The organism is Pseudooceanicola onchidii (genome assembly GCF_004959925.1).
Taxonomy (GTDB): domain Bacteria; phylum Pseudomonadota; class Alphaproteobacteria; order Rhodobacterales; family Rhodobacteraceae; genus Pseudooceanicola; species Pseudooceanicola onchidii.
The window spans coordinates 622,411-638,733 of sequence record NZ_SPUW01000001.1 but is presented as its reverse complement, the minus strand read 5'-3'; the positions used below and the strand labels follow the sequence as shown (position 1 = coordinate 638,733).

The window sequence follows — 16,323 nt, the reverse complement described above, 5'->3', positions numbered from 1 at the left end:
GTCATTTCATGCGCCAACAGGGAAACCCAGAATGACACACTTCAGACTAAAGCACGGGCTGACCGCCCTCGCCCTGGCCGGATCGGCAGTCTTCGCCGCCCCTGCCCTGGCCCAGGATGACGACACGCTGGTGATCGCGCGGTCGATGGACGTCAACTCGCTCGATCCGAGCCGGGCGTTCTGCGACACCTGCCAGTTCTACCTCACCGCCGTCTACGAGACGCTGGTGACGCTGGACCCGGACAACAAGACGCTTGTCCCGAACCTGGCCGAAAGCTGGGAGGTCAACGACGACTTCACCGAATTCACCTTCATGCTGAAGGACGCGGTCTTTGCCGACGGCTCCCCGGTCGAGGCCTCGGACGTCGTATGGACGTTCGAACGGCTGAAGAACCTCAAGGCGTCGCCGTCGTTCCTGATGGACGGGCTGGCCAGTGCCGAAGCCGTCGATGCCAAGACCGTCAAGTTCACGGTCGAGGCACCGAACGCGGAATTCCTCAACAAGGTTTCGGCGCCCTATGCCGGGATCATCAACGCCGAAGTGGCCGAGGCCAATGGCGCCGTTGCCGGTGACGGCGCGGCCGAAGGCGACAAGGCCGAACCCTGGTTCCTCGAGAACTCGGCCGGGTCCGGCCCGTTCCAACTGGCGGGCTATTCGCCCGAAGCCGAACTGCGGCTGGCGCGCAACGACAGCTACTGGGGCACCGCCCCGGCGTTTTCGGAAATCGTCGTGACCCAGATCCAGGACGCGGTCAGCCAGGCCCAGGCGCTGGAAACCGGTCAGGTCGACATCGCCATGCAGATCGACCCCGACACCGCCCAGTCGATCCGGTCGGGTGACGTGACCACCGAGGTCGTGCCGTCCTTCAACTTCGTCTACATCGGCTTCATTCCCGGCGCCAAGGGCATGTCCGAGGTGCTGACCCCCGAGGTCCGGCAGGCGCTGGCGCTCGCCATCGACTATGACGGGATGCTGGATTTCACCGTGGGCGGCAACGGCACCAAGGTCGCCGCTCCGATCCCCAACGGCTTTCCCGGCACGGCGGGTCTGACCCCGCGTGAACAGGATGTCGAGAAGGCGAAGGAAATGCTGGCCGCCGCCGGTCAGTCGGATCTCAAGCTGGTCGCGGGCTATCCCAACGACAACATCTATGGCGTCGACTTCAACATCATGATGCAGAAGGTCCAGCAGGACTTTGCCGCCGTCGGTGTCGAGCTTGAGCTCAAGCCGCTGACCTGGGCGGTCTGGCGCGATGAACTGGGTGCGGGCGAATGGCCGGTGACGGCGATCTACTATGCGCCGGACTACTACGGGTCGGGCCAGTATGTCGCCTATTTCGCGATGATCGAGGGCTATCCCTGGACCGGTCGCGCCGGGGTCGGCAACGACGCCCTGGTCGCCAACCCGGCCGAGGCCGAGCTTTACGCCAAGGCGCTTGCCTCGTCGGGCGAAGAAGCCGAAGCCGCCTATACCGCGCTTGGTGAAGAGATGATGAAGGATGCGATCATCCTTCCGCTGGTCTCTCCGAACCTCGTGCTGGCCTATCGCAACGATATCGAAGGCGTGCGATACTCGGCCTGCTGCAACCTGCCGCTGGCCGAAATCTCCCGGAAGTAAGACAGATGCTCGCGTATATCCTAAGACGGCTGATCACCATTCCCTTCCTGCTGCTTGGGGTCGCGAGCGTCTCGTTTCTTCTGTCACAAATGACCAAGGGCGACCCGCTGGCCGCCCTTGTCCCCGAACGGATGATGTCCAACCCCGAGGTCGTCGCCGCCGTGAAGGCGGAATGGGGCCTCGATCAGCCCTTGCCGGTGCGATACGTCGTCTACCTTGGCAAGCTGGTGCAGGGGGATCTGGGCACCTCGTTCACCACCCGCCGCCCCGTCGCCACCGATATCGCCGAACGCCTGCCCGCCACGCTTGAGCTGGTCGTGGCCGCGATGATCATCGGCACGGTCATGGGGCTGGCGCTTGGGCTTCTGTCGGCGCGGTTCCGCGGGTCGGTGATCGACAGCGTCGCGCGGATCTTCGCGCTGATCGGGTCGTCGCTGCCGATCTTCTGGTCCGGGCTGATCCTTCTTTATCTTCTGTCGGTGCGCATTTCGCTGGTGCCGGGGACCGGGCGACTGCCGCCCCGCGTCGACCCGCCGCCGCATACCACCGGCTTCTACACTGTCGACGCGTTGATCGCGGGCGACGTGGGGCTTTTCGTGCAGGCGCTGACCCACCTGGCCCTGCCCGCCTTCGTGCTGGGATGGGCCGTCACCGGCGTCATCACGCGCCTTGTCCGGTCGTCGCTGATCGAGGGGCTGTCGATGGACTATGCCCGCACGGCCCGCGCCAAGGGCGCTGCCGAACGGCGGGTGCTGGTCGGCCATGCGCTGCCCAATGCCATGATCCCGCTGCTGACGATCCTGGGCTTTACCTTCGCCTACCTCATCACCGGCGCCGTCCTGACCGAGGCGATCTTTGCCTGGCCCGGCATCGGATCCTACGCGGTGCGCGCGGCGGCGTCGCTGGATTACCCGGCGATCGGCGGGGTGACCATCGTGGGGTCGATCGCCTTCCTTCTGGCGAACCTGCTGACCGACATCGCCTATGCCTGGGCCAATCCGCGGATCAAGGTGCACTGAATGACCGACGCAAGCCAACCCGCCGCGCAGATCGCGCCGCGCCGCACCCCCGGACCGATCGCGCGCACGATGAGACGCCTGCCGCTGACCGCCAAGATCGGGGCCGCGATCCTGCTGATGTGGCTGATCACCGTGGTGACCGTGCAGCTGTGGCCGCTGGCCGATCCGCTGCAGATGGTCGGGCGGCGCCTGCAACCGCCGTCGATGGATCACTGGCTGGGCACCGACGCGCTTGGGCGGGACGTGTTTTCCCGCACCCTGCACGGTGCGGTCTGGTCGATCCCGATCGCCATCGTCGTGGTCGCCTGCGCGGTGGCCATCGGGTCTTTCCTTGGCGCGATCTCGGGCTTTTTCGGCGGCTGGTGGGACACGATCATCATGCGCCTCGTCGACGTGACCGTGGCTTTCCCGCCGATCCTGCTGGCCATGGCCGTCGCCGCCATGCTGGGGCCGGGGCTGGCCAATGCCTCGATCGCGATGGTCATCGTCTGGTGGCCGATCTATGCGCGGCTGATGCGGGCGCAGGTGCTTGAGGTCCGCGAACGCGAACATGTCGAGGCCGCCGTCGCCGGGGGCGCGCCGCCGCTGCGGGTGCTGCGGGTGCATGTCCTGCCGCTGTGCTGGACGCCGACGCTGATCAACGCGACCATGGACTTCGGGCAGGTCGTCCTGCTGGCGGCCTCGCTGTCCTTCATCGGGCTGGGCGCGACCCCGCCGTCGCCCGAATGGGGCAGCATGATTTCCGAAGGGGCGACCCGGTTCTACAACTGGTGGATCGCCTTCGGCCCCGGCATGGCAATCCTGACCGTGGTGCTGGCGACCTCGTTCCTGGGTGATGGCCTGCGCGACCTTTTCGACCGGAGAAGCCAATGACCGCCCCCCTCCTCGAGATGACCGACCTGCGGATCGAATTCACCGATGCCGACGGCAACCGGGCCGAGGCGCTGCGCGGTGTGGACCTGTCGGTCGACAGTGGCGAAGTGCTTGGCATCGTGGGGGAAAGCGGGTCGGGCAAGTCGATTGCCATGATGGCCTTCCTGCAGCTTCTGCCGCGCGGGGCCCGGGTCACCGGCAGCGCCAAGTTCCGCGGAGAAGAGCTGATCGGCATGTCGTCCGCACGGATTCGCAAGATCCGGGGCAAGGCGATCGGCTGCATCTTCCAGGACCCGCTGTCGGCCTTCAACCCGGTGCTGCGGCTGGGCGACCAGATCGCCGAGGCCATCCTGCTGCATGATCGGTCGATGTCACGCCGCACGGCTCTCAAGGAGGTCGAGCGCCTGTTCGAGCTGGTCGCCATCCCGCAGCCGGCCAAGCGTATCCGCCAGTACCCGCACGAATTTTCCGGCGGGATGCGTCAGCGGGCGATGATCGCCATGGCGTTGGCCAACCGGCCCGAACTGGTGATCGCCGACGAACCGACCACGGCGCTGGACGTCACGGTGCAGGCGCAGATCCTCGACCTGCTGGGCGATCTGCGCAAGGAACTGGGCATCGGCCTGGTCATGATCACCCATGACCTGGGCGTCGTCGCGGGCATCGCGGACCGGATCGCGGTGATGTACGGCGGCCGGATCGTCGAACGCGGGCCGACGGATCCGTTGTTCTATAACACCGCGCATCCCTATACCGCCGGGCTGATCGGCGCGGTGCCGACGCTGGACGGGACGGGCGCGCTTCGCCAGATCGAGGGGACGCCGCCGTCGATCTTCAACCGCCCGCCCGGGTGTTCCTTCGCGCCGCGATGCACGGTGGCGCAACCGGTCTGCCACCAGACGGACCCGGCCCTGCGTGTCACCGGCGCAACCGACAGCGCCTGCCATTTCCCCCTGACCACCGTAACGCCGGAGGTGGCGGAATGATCATGAACAGCCCTCTGCGCGACGGCGTCCCCGCCCTGCCCCCGATTTCGTCGAAGGCGGCATTGTCGGTGCGCGACCTGGTCAAGGAATTCCCGTTGAAGGGCGGCCTGCTGGGCCGCGAAGTCGGGGCGGTCCAGGCGGTGTCGGGCATTTCGTTCGACATCGCGCCGGGCGAAACCTTTGGTCTCGTGGGTGAATCCGGGTGCGGCAAGTCGACCCTCGGGCGCAGCATCCTGCGGCTGATCCAGCCGACCTCGGGTCAGGTGATGGTCGGCGGCAAGGACGTGACCGGTGCAGATGACGCTCACCTGCGGCAGCTGCGTCGCGACATGCAGATCGTCTTCCAGGATCCCATGGCCTCGTTGCATCCGCGGATGACGGTGGCGCAGATCCTGGCCGAGGGGCTGCGGCTGGCCGACCTGCCGCGCGCCGCACTGAAGACACGCATCACCGAGCTGATCGACCTGGTCCGTCTGCCCGCCGACATGGCCACCCGGTACCCGCACGAACTGTCAGGCGGGCAGCGCCAGCGCATCGGCATTGCCCGCGCGCTGTCGCTGAACCCCAAGCTGATCGTGCTGGACGAACCGGTTTCGGCGTTGGACGTGTCGATCCAGGCCGGGGTCCTGAACCTGCTGGAAGACCTGCAGAAGGACCTGGGCTGCGCCTATCTTTTCATCGCGCATGACCTGGGCGTGGTGCGCCATATCTCGCACCGGGTGGCGGTAATGTACCTGGGCCGCATCGTCGAAATGGCCCCGGTGGAGGAGCTGTTTTCGAACCCGCAGCATCCCTATACGCAATCCCTGATCTCGGCCATTCCGCGGCCCGACCCGATCCTGGAACGCAAGCGCAAGCGGATCGTGCTGACCGGTGACCTGCCGTCGCCGATGAACCCGCCCTCGGGCTGCCGGTTCCATACCCGCTGCCCCAAGGCGACGGCGCTTTGCGGCCAGACCATGCCGCCCCTGGCCCCGGTGTCGGATCCGGCGGCGGTGGTCGCCTGCCATCATCCCGGCCCCATCCCCGGCTGATCGCACACCCGGCCTGTCCGTTTTGGCACCTTGGGGTCGGCGGCGCAGCTGTGGCAGGAAGGGGCATCCCAAGAAGAGATGCCCCATGCACTACGGTTCCGACCGCCCCGAGATCCTGAAACACGACCCCTTCAAGGCGATTGTCGCGCCCCGGCCGATCGGCTGGATCGGCACGCTGAACGCCGACGGGGTGCCGAACCTCGGCCCCTATTCCTTCTTCATGCCGCTTGGCTCGGCCCCGCACATGATCGCCTTTACCAGCGAGGGGATGAAGCATTCGCCCGCGAACGCCAAGGCGCAGGGAGAGTTCACCTTTTCGCTGGCCACGGATGCGTTGAAGCATGCGATGAACGTGTCCTCGGGCAGCCATCCGGACGGGGCGAACGAATTCGAACTGGCGGGCCTGACGCTCGGGGTGTCGCAGGTGGTCGGGGCGCCCTTCGTGGCCGAAAGCCCCGCCGCGCTGGAATGCCGGACGATCTCGGTCCAGCCGCTGGTCGACATCGAGGGCAACACGATCGACCGGTACCTGGTGATCGGCCAGGTGGTGCAGACCCATATCCGCGACGAGTACATCCGCGATGGCAGGTTCGACACCGCCGCCGCCGCGCCGTTGGCCCGGCTGGGGTATCGCGACTATGCCACCGCCGACACGCTGTGGGAGCTGACGCGGCCTGACGACTGAACCGGGCGTGACCGGGCAAGTCAGCCGGGGATCGGAAGGTCCTCGGGCAGGTTCTGGTAGCACACGGGGCGCAGGAAGCGCCGGATCGACAGGGTGCCGACGCTGGTGGCGCCAAAGTTGGTCGAGGCCGGGTAAGGCCCGCCATGCACCATGCTGTCGGCGACCTCGACCCCCGTGGGGAAGCCGTTGACAAGGATCCGCCCGGCCTTGCGTTCAAGGATCGGCAGCAGGTCGCGCGCCTGTTCGGCATCTTCGGCGTCCATGTGGATCGTCGCCGTCAACTGCCCGTCGAAGCCGCGCGCCAGTTGCGCCATTTGCGCGGCATCCGCCACGCGGACGACCAGGCCCGAGGGGCCGAAGATCTCTTCCCCCAGCCCATGATCGGCCAGGTAGCTGTCGGCGTCGGTCTCGTAGAGGTTGGGCGTGGCGCTGCGGCCGTCCGAGCGGGTCGTCACCACCGGGCGCACGACGTTGCGTGCGGCGAACCTCTCCTGCCCCTCACGGTAGGCGGCGGCGATGCCGTCTGTCAGCATGGTCTGTGGCGCGGCATCGGCCAGCGCCCGGGCTGCGGCGGCGACGATGCGGTCGCCATCCGCGCCCGTGGGAATGACCGCGATGCCGGGATTGGTGCAGAACTGCCCCGCCCCCATGGTCAGCGACCCGGCCCAGCCGGTGCCGATGTCATCGGCCCGCGCCCGCGCGGCGGCGGGCAGGATGAACATGGGGTTCACCGACCCCAGTTCGCCAAAGAAGGGGATCGGTTCGGGACGTTGCGCACATAGGTCAAAGAGCGCCCGGCCTGCCTTCAGCGATCCGGTAAAGCCGACCGCGCTGATCAGCGGGTGTTGCACCAGCGCCTGGGCAAACCCCACCTGGTCGCCCTGGATCAGGGAGAAGACGCCGGGGTGCATGTCGCAGCGCGTGATCGCGGCGTGGATCGCCTGCGCCACGATTTCGCCGGTGCCGGGATGGGCGGGATGGCCCTTGACCACCACCGGGCATCCGGCCGCCAGCGCCGCGGCGGTGTCGCCCCCGGCGGTTGAAAAAGCGAGCGGGAAGTTCGACGCGCCGAACACCGCCACCGGCCCGATCGGGCGCTGGATCATGCGCAGGTCCGGCCGGGGCAGCGGGCTGCGATCCGGCAGGGCGGGATCGTGGCGCGCGTCCAGATGGGCGCCCAGCCGGATATGCGTCGCAAAAAGCCGCAGCTGGCCGGTGGTGCGCCCGCGCTCGCCCTCCAGCCGGGCTGCGGGCAGGCCGGTTTCAGCGGTGCCGATGGCGGTGATGTCGGCGCCACGGGCCTCGATCTCATCGGCGATGGCATCAAGGAAGGCCGCGCGGGTATCGCGGGAGAGGTAGCCGTAGCTCCAGAAGGCGTCCTCGGCCGCCGTTACGGCGCGGTCGACATCGGCTTCGGTGCCGCGGGCATAGTCTGCCCCGCTGCCCGTGGCCGGAGAGGACCGGAAGGTGTCGGTGCCGGACACCCAGTGCCCGGCGATCAGGTGCTTGCCCTGCGGCGTGAAGGTCATCGGTCAGTCCCTGTAGATCGGTTCGGCGGTGAACTTGCCGCCCTGATAGACGCTTTCGGGCGCATCGGCGGCGGGGCACGGGGCGGCGGCCTCGACCTCGGCCCGGTAGGTTTCCGAATTGTCCTTCGGCCCCCAGCCGATCAGCCGCGCGGTTTCCGTGTTCCACCAGCGCTCATTGTTGTCCGACACGCCCCAGATCACCGGACAGCCCAGCATCGGCACGCGGAAGACGCATTCGACGAGGCTGACGAAGTCGTCGGGCGACATCCAGGTGGCCAGCATCCGGCGGTCGCGGGGTTTTTCGAAACACGACCCAATGCGGACCAACGCGGTCTCCTGCCCGAACTTGGAATGATAGAGCGACGCCATGGCCTCTCCGAAGCATTTGGACACGCCGTACAGGCCGTCGGGCTTCTGCGGGGCCTTGGTATCGATCACCTCGTCCTGGCGGTAGTAGCCGATGGCGTGGTTCGACGAGGCAAAGAAGATACGCGGCATGCCGTGGGCGCGCGCGGCCTCGTAAAGATTGTAGACCCCGGTGATGTTGCCGCGCTGGATCTGGTCCCAGGGCCGTTCGACGGACACGCCGCCAAGATGCAGGATGCCGTCGCAATCCTTGACCAGGTCGTGCACGGCGGCCTCGTCGCCCAGATCGCAGGTCACGACCTCTTCCCCCTCTTGGGCGGGGGGCATGTCGGCGATGTCGGACAGGCGCAGCACGTCGGCGAGGTGTCCAAGGCGCGCGCGCGCCAGTTGTCCAAGGTTACCGGCGGCACCGGTGATGAGCAGACGTTTCACGGGTGTCAGATCCTTATTTCAGCAGGTTGGGCAAGGCCATCGAGACGGCGGGCACATAGGTGACCAGCATCAGCGCGACCAGGATGGCGATGTAGAAGGGCCAGATCGTGCGCACGGCCTGTTCGATCCGGATGCCGCCGACGACGCAGCCGACGAAAAGGCAGGCCCCGACCGGCGGGGTGCACAGACCCAGCCCGAGGTTCATCATCATGATGACGCCGAACTGCACCGGGTCCATGCCCAGGCCGACGACGACCGGCAGGAAGATCGGCGTGCAGATCAGGATCAGCGCGGCCATGTCCATGATCATCCCCAGAACCAGCAGCGTCAGGTTCAGCAGCAGCAGGATCACGAAGGGGTTCGACGAGATCGAGGTGACGAAGGTCGCCAGGTTGTCGGGCACCCGGTACAGCGCCAGCAGGTAGGCAAAGGACGACGCCGTCGCGACCAGGACCATCACCAGCGCCGTGGTCCGCACGGCCGAGATCACGGCCAGCTTGAAGCCCGGCCAGGTCAGTTCGCGATAGACGAAGACGGTGACCAGCAGCGCCCAGATCGCCCCGAAGGCCCCGGATTCGGTCACGGTCATGACGCCCGACAGCACGCCGCCGACGATGATGACCGCCGTCAGCAGGCCGGGGATCGCGGCGGCGAAACTGATCAGCAATGCATGCCAGCCCGGAAACTCCTCGGACGGGTAGCCGCGCTTGACGGCGATGTACCAGGCGACGATGCCAAGGCAGAGGCACATCAGGATGCCCGGAACGATCCCCGCGACAAACAGCTGCGAGACCGAGACGCCCCCCGCCGCGACCGCATAGAGGATCATGTTGTGCGACGGCGGGATCACGACGCCCGCGACCGACGAGGTCACGGTGACGTTGACGGCATAATCCGCGTCATAGCCCTTTTCCTTCATCACCGGCATCAGGATGGCCCCAAGCGCCGAGGTATCGGCCACGGCCGAGCCCGAGATGCCGCCGAAAAGCATCGAGGAGGCCACGTTCACGACCCCCAGCCCGCCGCGCGACTTGCCCACGGCCGAAGCGGCGAGCCGCACGAGGCGGCCGGCGATGCCGCCCTGCATCATCAGCTCTCCGGCGAAGATGAAGAAGGGGATGGCCAGCAGCGAGAAGACCGAGATGCCCGACAGGATCCGCTGGAACCCGATGAACATCGGCAGTCCTTCGTACAGGAACCCGCCCACGGTCGCCAGGCCAAGCGCGAAGGCGACCGGCATGCCCGAGATCAGGCCAAGGGCAAAGATGCCGAAAAGCAGTGACAGGCCCATTCAGAGTTCCGCCGGGTCTTGGCCACGGACAAGCATGGCGAGGTGATAGAGGGAATAGAAGACTGACAGCACGCCGCAGACCGCCATGGGCACGGCGCGCCAGCCCTCGGCGATGGCGAGCATCGGGATGCGACGGCGCCAGGTCTTCTCGGCCAGGTCCCAGCCGTACCAGGCCAGGTAGGCGGCGAAGATCAGCACGCCCAGCACCGCCAGCCAGCGCAGGGGGATACGGAAGACGGGGGGCATCATTTCCCGGACGAAATCGATCGACAGATGCGCCCGGTTCCAGACCCCGGCCGCCGCACCAAGGAAGGTGATCCAGACCACCAGCATCAGCGCGGCCTGTTCGACCCAGGTCGGCGTGTCGTTCAGCACGTAGCGACCGAAGACCAGCCAGCCGAAGATGGCGATCAGGGTCACCAGCTGGATGCCCGCGATGGTCATGCAGGCCCGCGCCGTAAGGTCCAGCACCCGGAAGACGGGGTCGCGGGTCGGGGTGTTCGTGTCAGACGTCATCCGTGTCTCCGACGTGAAATGCCCCGGCCAGAGTGCAGCCGGGGCATCGCAAGGCAAGGGATCAGCTGCTGGCCTGGATGTCCTTGATCAGGCTTTCCAGGTCGGGATTGGCCTTGATGAAGCCTTCGTAGACCGGGCCCATGGCATCCTGGAACGCCTTGGGATCCTTGACCTCGTTGATCTGCGACCCGGCCGCTTCGACCTTTTCGCGGCTTTTCATTTCGCGGTCAGCCCAGAGTTCGCGCTGTTCCTTGGCGGCGTTCACGGCGGCCTCTTTCACGATGGCCTTGTCTTCGTCCGACAGCCCGTCCCAGGTCGCGGTCGACACGCAGAGGCATTCGGGAATGATCAGGTGGTTGGTGATCGAATAGTACTTGGCCACCTCGAAGTGGTTGGAACTGTCGTAGGAGGGATAGTTGTTCTCGGCCCCGTCGATCACGCCGGTCTTCAGCGACTGGTAGACCTCGCCATAGGCCATCGGGGTCGCGTTGCCGCCCAGCTGATCGACCATCTGGACGTAGAGGTCGTTGTTCATCACGCGGAACTTCATGCCCTTGACGTCATCCGGCGTCTCGATCGGCTGCTTGGTGTTGTAGAACGACCGCGATCCGCTGTCGAACCACGACAGGGCGACCAGCCCCTCTTCCGCCAGAGCGTCCGAGAAGCGCTGGCCGATCTCACCGTCCATCACCACGTGCATCTGGTCGACGTCCTTGAAGATGAAGGGCAGCGACAGAACGTTGGTCGCGGGCACGATCTGGCCCATGGGGCCCATGTTGAAGTTCGCGAAATCCAGGCCGCCGTTGCGCACCTGTTCGATCGCGTCCGGCTGATCGCCCAGCACCGCGTTGTGATAGACCTGCGGTTCGATCCGGCCTTCGGTCTTTTCCGCCACTTCCTTCGCGAAGGTCTCAAGCGCGATCGAGTTCGGGTAGTCTTCGGGGTGAATGTTCCAGCCGCGCCACTGGTCTGCCAGGGCGGGCACCGCGACCAGGGCGGCGATGGCACTGGTCAGGGCGATCCGGGTAAATGTCATGTCTTGTCCTCCCATTTGATCTGGCGATCGACGCCAGCTATGCCGGAGGTATGGATAATCATCATACAACTTGTCAACACATATGATGCATGCGGCGAGGATTTGACAAAGTGACCGGTATTCAGCTTATGTGCAGGGCACGGAAGGATACCGACATGACACAGCCCTCACCCGACAGACCCGCCCGGCGCGGCCGACGCAACCTCGTGGCCGAGGTGGTGGCCGAACTGCGCACCCAGATCGCCAGCGGGGACGTGCAGGTCGGGGACCGCCTGCCCTCGGAAGCGCAGCTGACAGAGGCGTTTTCGGTGTCGCGCACGGTCATCCGCGAGGCGATCGCCACCCTGCGCGCGGACGGGCTGGTCGAGCCCCGGCAAGGCGCCGGCGTCTTCGTCCTTGCGCCCGCAGATCCCGTGCAGCGGCCTTTCCAGATTGTCGACGTGGACAAGATTTCCTCGATAATCGAGATGCTTGAGCTGCGTACGGCCGTCGAGATGGAGGCCGCCGCCCTGGCGGCTGCACGCCGATCCCCCGCGCAGGAAGAAGAGATCTACGAGGCCGAGGCCGAGATCCGCGCCCTGGCCCAGCAGGGGCTGGCCACCACCGAGGCCGACTTCCGCTTTCACCGCGCCATCGCCGCCGCTGCGAACAACCCGCGCTTTGCCGAGTTCCTGGACGTGCTGGGGCAATCGGTGATTCCCCGGTCGGCGCTGCAGGCCGGCAACGGGCAGCGCAGCCCGGACAGCTATATCACCCTGATCTCGGGCGAACATCGCGCCATTGCCGATGCCATCGCCGCCGGTGACCCCGATACGGCCCGCGACGCCATGCGGCATCACCTGAAGGGCAGCCAGCAGAGATATCGCAATATGCTGCGCGACACATCCAAATAGATCATACAACTTATTGACACCTGTCTGTCAGGTCGGATAGCTCTGGGTCCAATCGGAACACCGGAGCACATCATGGACCCGCAAGACCTCAAGACTTCCCTGGGCTCAGGCCTTCTGTCCTTCCCCGTCACCCCCTTCGGGGCGGATGGCGGTTTCAACCGGGACGTTTACGAGAAACACGTGGGCTGGCTGTCGGGCTATCCGGCCGCGACGCTGTTTGCCGCGGGTGGCACGGGCGAATTCTTTTCGCTCAAACCCGCCGAGATCCCCGAGATCGTGTCGGCCGCCAAAGCAGCGTCGGGCGAAGTTCCGATCGTGTCGGGCTGTGGCTACGGCACGGAAATCGCGGTGGATATCGCGAAGGCGGCCGAACAGGCCGGGGCCGACGGCATCCTGCTGATCCCGCACTACCTGATCGATGCCCCGCAGGAAGGCCTTTACGCGCACGTGAAGAAGGTCTGCGACTCGGTCGGTATCGGCGTGATGGTCTACAACCGCGACAACTCCATCCTGCAGCCCGACACGCTGGCCCGGCTGTGCGACGCCTGCCCCAACCTCATCGGGTTCAAGGACGGGTCGGGCGACATCGGGCTGGTGCGGCAGGTGACGGCCAAGATGGGCGACCGGTTGATGTATCTGGGCGGCATGCCCACGGCGGAACTCTTTGCCGAAGCCTATCTTGGCGCGGGCTTCACCACCTATTCCTCGGCCGTGTTCAACTTTGTCCCCGGTCTGGCGATCGAATTCTACGATGCGCTGCGCGGCGGCAACCGCGGCCGTTGCGAAGAGATCCTGAATGATTTCTTCTATCCCTTCATGGCGATCCGCAACCGGTCCAAGGGCTATGCCGTGTCGGCGATCAAGGCAGGCGTACGCCTGCAGGGCTTTGACGCCGGCCCGGTGCGGTCGCCGCTGACGGATCTGGACAAGGAAGAGATGGGCCTGATGGAAGACCTGATCGCCCCCTACAAAGCATGAAGATCACCGAAGTACACACCCACCTTCTGGAACACCGGCTCGACACCGCTTTTGAAAGCGCCTCGATGCGGTTCGACCGGCGCCAGCACCTGCTGGTCGAGGTTGTCTGCGATGACGGCACCGTTGGCTGGGGCGAATGCCTGGGCCCCGCGCGCGCCAACCGCGCCGTGGTGGACACCTACGCGGGCTGGCTGATCGGCATGGACCCGCTGGAGACCGAGAAGATCTGGGCGGTGCTGTACAATGCGCTGCGCGACCAGGGGCAACGGGGCCTGACGGTGACGGCGCTGTCGGGGATCGACGTGGCGCTGTGGGACATCAAGGGCAAGCATTTCGGCGTGCCCGTCTCGACCCTTCTGGGCGGGCGGTTCCGCGAAAGCGTCCGCGCCTATGCCACGGGGGCGTTCAAGCGCGACGGCGTCGACCGGGTCAGCGACAATGCCGAAGAGGCCGCCCGCCACCGCGCGGCCGGCTTTCACGCGATGAAGATCAAGATCGGCTTCGGCTTCGACGAGGACATGGCGGTGATCCGTGCCGTGCGCGACGCCATGGGGCCGGACATGCGGCTGATGATCGACGGCAACCACGGCTATGACACGATCGAGGCGATCCGGGTTGGCCGTGCCGCCGCCGATCATGGCATCGACTGGTTCGAGGAACCAGTGACCCCCGAACATCTGTCGGCCTATCGCGAGATCCGCGCCAAGCAGCCCATCCCGGTCGCGGGCGGGGAAACCTGGCACACCAGGTGGGGCATGCGCGAGCCGGTCGAGACGCGGGCCATCGATATCCTCCAGCCCGACCTCTGCGGCTGCGGCGGCTTCACCGAGATGAAGCGGATCGCCGACCTGGCCGCGCTGCACAACATCCGCGTGGTGCCGCATGTCTGGGGGACGGGGGTGCAGATCGCGGCCTCGTTGCAGTTCATGGCGGCGATGGTGCCCAACCCCGTGCGGCTGAACCCGGTCGAGCCGATCCTCGAGTTCGACCGCACCGACAACCCGTTTCGCCAGGCGGTCCTGACCCGTCCGATCGAACATGATCGCGGCGTCGTCACGATCCCCGACGGCCCCGGCCTGGGGATCGAGATCAACCGTGACGCCCTGCGCGACTTCGCCCCGAAGGAAACCCGATGATCGACCGCAAACTGACCGGCACGCCGCCGACGATCCGCCTGCCCGAGGGCGCGATCGACACCCAGTGCCACATGTACCTGCCCGGCTATCCCGCCCTGCCCGGCGGCCCCGGCAACCCGCCGGATCCGCTGCCGACGCCCGCCATGTACCGGCAGATGGCCGAATGGATCGGCATCTCGCGGGTGGTGGTGACGCAGGGCAACGCACAGCAGGGCGACAACAGCTGCCTGCTGGCCTGCCTCGAGGACCTGGGCGACATGGCCCGGGGCGTTGCGGTCATCGACGCCGATACCTCCGAGCAAGAGCTGGACCGGCTGAGCGCCGCGGGCATCGTCGGCGCGCGGATCATGGACCTGCCGGGCGGCGCGGTCGGCCTGTCGCAGCTTGAGGCCGTGGACGCCAAGGCCGCCGCGCGTGGCTGGGTGCTGGCGGTGCAGTTCGACGGATCGGATATCCTCGACCACGAGGCGCGGCTGTCGGGGCTAAGGTCGAACTGGATCCTCGACCACCATGGCAAGTTCTTCCGTGGCGCCGCGCCCGACGGGCCCGAACTTGCTGCCGTGAAGCGACTCATCGACGGCGGGCGCTGCTGGTTCAAACTGGCGGGCTGCTATGAAAGCTCTCGGACCGGGGGGCCGGAGTACGCCGACATCGCCGCCGTCACCCGCGCCGTCGCCGCCCATGCGCCGAACCGGCTGATCTGGGGCACCAACTGGCCGCACAACCTGGCCAGGACGACCGCCGACTATCCCGACGACGGCCTGCTGACAGACACGGTGCTGGGCTGGCTGGACGAAGACACCCGGCGGCTAGCGCTCTGCGACACGCCAGAACGGCTTTTCGGGTTCTGACCCGGCGCGGTCTCAGGCGAACACCCGCCCCTCGAACAGCTTGCGGGCCGTGCGCAGGGTGCCGGCCCGGGTGACCTGCCCGGTGCGGTCACGCTCGATCAGCACCTCGGCCGCGCCGGTCGGATGTTCGATCGCGAAGGTCGCGCCCCGGGGCAGGACGGCAAGTCCCGCCGCCGTCGATCCCGGCAGCGTGCAGGCCGTCGCGACGGTGACGGCGGCAAAAACGCCGATGGTGGCGTGGCAGCGATGCGGGATGAAACTGCGGGTGGCGATGACCCCTCCGTGCTGCGGCGGGGACACCAGCGTCATCTTCGGCACCGATTTTTCCCGCACGTCACCCAGGTTCATCCTTGGCCCGGCCTGCAGGCGGATCTCCTCAAGCCGCGCCTTCAGCCCGGTGTCTGCCTCAAGTTCCTCGCGCGCTTCGGTGCCGGTGACACCCAGATCCGCTGCGCGCAGGATCACGCAGGGCATGCCATTGTCAATCAGGGTGCAGGCGATGCCGTCGATCACGTCGGCCACCCGCCCGGTCGGCAGCAGCGCGCCGCACATCGATCCGGCGACATCGCCGAACATCAGCGGTACCGGCGCATGCCGGCCCGGCACCCCGTCGATACGCGCATCGCCCACATAGCTGACCCGACCGCCCGGCGTGGCGACCCGGGCCGTCGCGATGTCGCCGGTGTTGAGCATGTGAATGCGCACCTCGGTCTCATCGCCCTTGGGCCGGACCAGCCCGCGTTCGATCGCGAAAGGTCCGACACCGGCCAGGATATTGCCGCAGCCCTGGGCATCGCTGACCAGGGGTTGGTCCACGAAGACCTGCAGGAACAGGTAATCGACATCCGCATCCGCGCGGGCCGAGGCGGAAAGGATGGCCACCTTCGAGGTCAGCGGATCCGCCCCGCCGATCCCATCGATCTGCGCCGGGTCGGGCGAGCCCATGATCGCCAGCAGCAGCGCATCGCGCGTGGCCGGGTCCTCGGGCAGATCGCTGGCCAGGAAATACGCCCCCTTCGAGGTCCCGCCGCGCATCCAGGTGCAGGGGATGCCGTCGTCCGCAATGCTCATCCCCGCCTC

General features: G+C 66.7%; 16 protein-coding genes. 10 read left to right on the top strand and 6 right to left on the bottom strand.

What is annotated here, in order from left to right; translation table 11 throughout:
- Window positions 1-31: 31 nt before the first annotated feature.
- The 6 genes from E4S58_RS03120 to E4S58_RS03095 all read left to right on the top strand — a co-directional run bounded on the left by E4S58_RS03120 (window position 32) and on the right by E4S58_RS03095 (window position 6,215).
- Entirely contained in the window at window positions 32-1,618 is a 1,587-nt protein-coding gene (locus E4S58_RS03120; protein ID WP_136634843.1) for an ABC transporter substrate-binding protein, read from the top strand.
- Between the two features lie 5 nt (window positions 1,619-1,623).
- On the top strand, window positions 1,624-2,637 hold the full coding sequence (locus tag E4S58_RS03115) for an ABC transporter permease (RefSeq protein WP_136634842.1): 1,014 nt from the start codon (window positions 1,624-1,626) through the stop codon (window positions 2,635-2,637).
- Window positions 2,638-3,510, top strand: a complete 873-nt coding sequence (locus E4S58_RS03110; protein ID WP_169052587.1) for an ABC transporter permease — start codon at window positions 2,638-2,640, stop codon at window positions 3,508-3,510. It begins immediately after the preceding gene.
- Complete coding sequence (locus E4S58_RS03105) at window positions 3,507-4,496, top strand: ABC transporter ATP-binding protein (protein WP_136634841.1); 990 nt, start codon at window positions 3,507-3,509, stop codon at window positions 4,494-4,496. Before E4S58_RS03110 ends, E4S58_RS03105 begins: the two co-directional genes overlap by 4 nt.
- A complete protein-coding gene (locus tag E4S58_RS03100) occupies window positions 4,493-5,530 on the top strand; it encodes an ABC transporter ATP-binding protein (protein WP_240789445.1) in 1,038 nt (345 codons plus the stop codon). Before E4S58_RS03105 ends, E4S58_RS03100 begins: the two co-directional genes overlap by 4 nt.
- A gap of 85 nt (window positions 5,531-5,615) precedes the next feature.
- Window positions 5,616-6,215: a flavin reductase family protein gene (locus E4S58_RS03095; protein WP_136634840.1), complete on the top strand. Its 600-nt coding sequence runs from the start codon at window positions 5,616-5,618 to the stop codon at window positions 6,213-6,215.
- A gap of 20 nt (window positions 6,216-6,235) precedes the next feature.
- Here E4S58_RS03095 and E4S58_RS03090 read toward each other — a convergent pair whose 3' ends face one another.
- The 5 genes from E4S58_RS03090 to E4S58_RS03070 form a co-directional block, all read right to left on the bottom strand.
- Complete coding sequence (locus E4S58_RS03090) at window positions 6,236-7,744, bottom strand: aldehyde dehydrogenase (NADP(+)) (protein ID WP_136634839.1); 1,509 nt, start codon at window positions 7,742-7,744, stop codon at window positions 6,236-6,238.
- Window positions 7,745-7,747: 3 nt separating this feature from the next.
- Window positions 7,748-8,542 (bottom strand): NAD-dependent epimerase/dehydratase family protein, encoded by a 795-nt coding sequence (locus tag E4S58_RS03085; protein ID WP_136634838.1) that lies wholly within the window; start codon window positions 8,540-8,542, stop codon window positions 7,748-7,750.
- A 13-nt stretch (window positions 8,543-8,555) separates the two neighbouring features.
- The gene (locus tag E4S58_RS03080; RefSeq protein ID WP_136634837.1) at window positions 8,556-9,833 is read right to left on the bottom strand and encodes a TRAP transporter large permease; all 1,278 of its coding nucleotides are present in this window, start codon (window positions 9,831-9,833) and stop codon (window positions 8,556-8,558) included.
- A complete protein-coding gene (locus tag E4S58_RS03075) occupies window positions 9,834-10,349 on the bottom strand; it encodes a TRAP transporter small permease (RefSeq protein ID WP_136634836.1) in 516 nt (171 codons plus the stop codon).
- A 61-nt stretch (window positions 10,350-10,410) separates the two neighbouring features.
- Complete coding sequence (locus E4S58_RS03070; RefSeq protein ID WP_205965348.1) at window positions 10,411-11,385, bottom strand: TRAP transporter substrate-binding protein; 975 nt, start codon at window positions 11,383-11,385, stop codon at window positions 10,411-10,413.
- Between the two features lie 155 nt (window positions 11,386-11,540).
- On the opposite strand from E4S58_RS03070, the gene E4S58_RS03065 reads away from it, so the two are divergent.
- The 4 genes from E4S58_RS03065 (at window position 11,541) to E4S58_RS03050 (ending at window position 15,243) form a co-directional block, all read left to right on the top strand.
- Window positions 11,541-12,278, top strand: a complete 738-nt coding sequence (locus E4S58_RS03065) for a FadR/GntR family transcriptional regulator (RefSeq protein WP_136634834.1) — start codon at window positions 11,541-11,543, stop codon at window positions 12,276-12,278.
- A 72-nt stretch (window positions 12,279-12,350) separates the two neighbouring features.
- Complete coding sequence (gene kdgD, locus E4S58_RS03060; RefSeq protein WP_136634833.1) at window positions 12,351-13,256, top strand: 5-dehydro-4-deoxyglucarate dehydratase; 906 nt, start codon at window positions 12,351-12,353, stop codon at window positions 13,254-13,256.
- Window positions 13,253-14,392, top strand: a complete 1,140-nt coding sequence (locus E4S58_RS03055; protein WP_136634832.1) for a mandelate racemase/muconate lactonizing enzyme family protein — start codon at window positions 13,253-13,255, stop codon at window positions 14,390-14,392. The genes kdgD and E4S58_RS03055 overlap by 4 nt, the downstream gene beginning before the upstream one ends.
- A complete protein-coding gene (locus tag E4S58_RS03050) occupies window positions 14,389-15,243 on the top strand; it encodes an amidohydrolase family protein (RefSeq protein ID WP_136634831.1) in 855 nt (284 codons plus the stop codon). Before E4S58_RS03055 ends, E4S58_RS03050 begins: the two co-directional genes overlap by 4 nt.
- A gap of 12 nt (window positions 15,244-15,255) precedes the next feature.
- Here the strand turns inward: E4S58_RS03050 and E4S58_RS03045 are convergent, their stop codons facing one another.
- Window positions 15,256-16,314 (bottom strand): 4-oxalomesaconate tautomerase, encoded by a 1,059-nt coding sequence (locus tag E4S58_RS03045; RefSeq protein ID WP_205965347.1) that lies wholly within the window; start codon window positions 16,312-16,314, stop codon window positions 15,256-15,258.
- Window positions 16,315-16,323 lie beyond the last annotated feature (9 nt).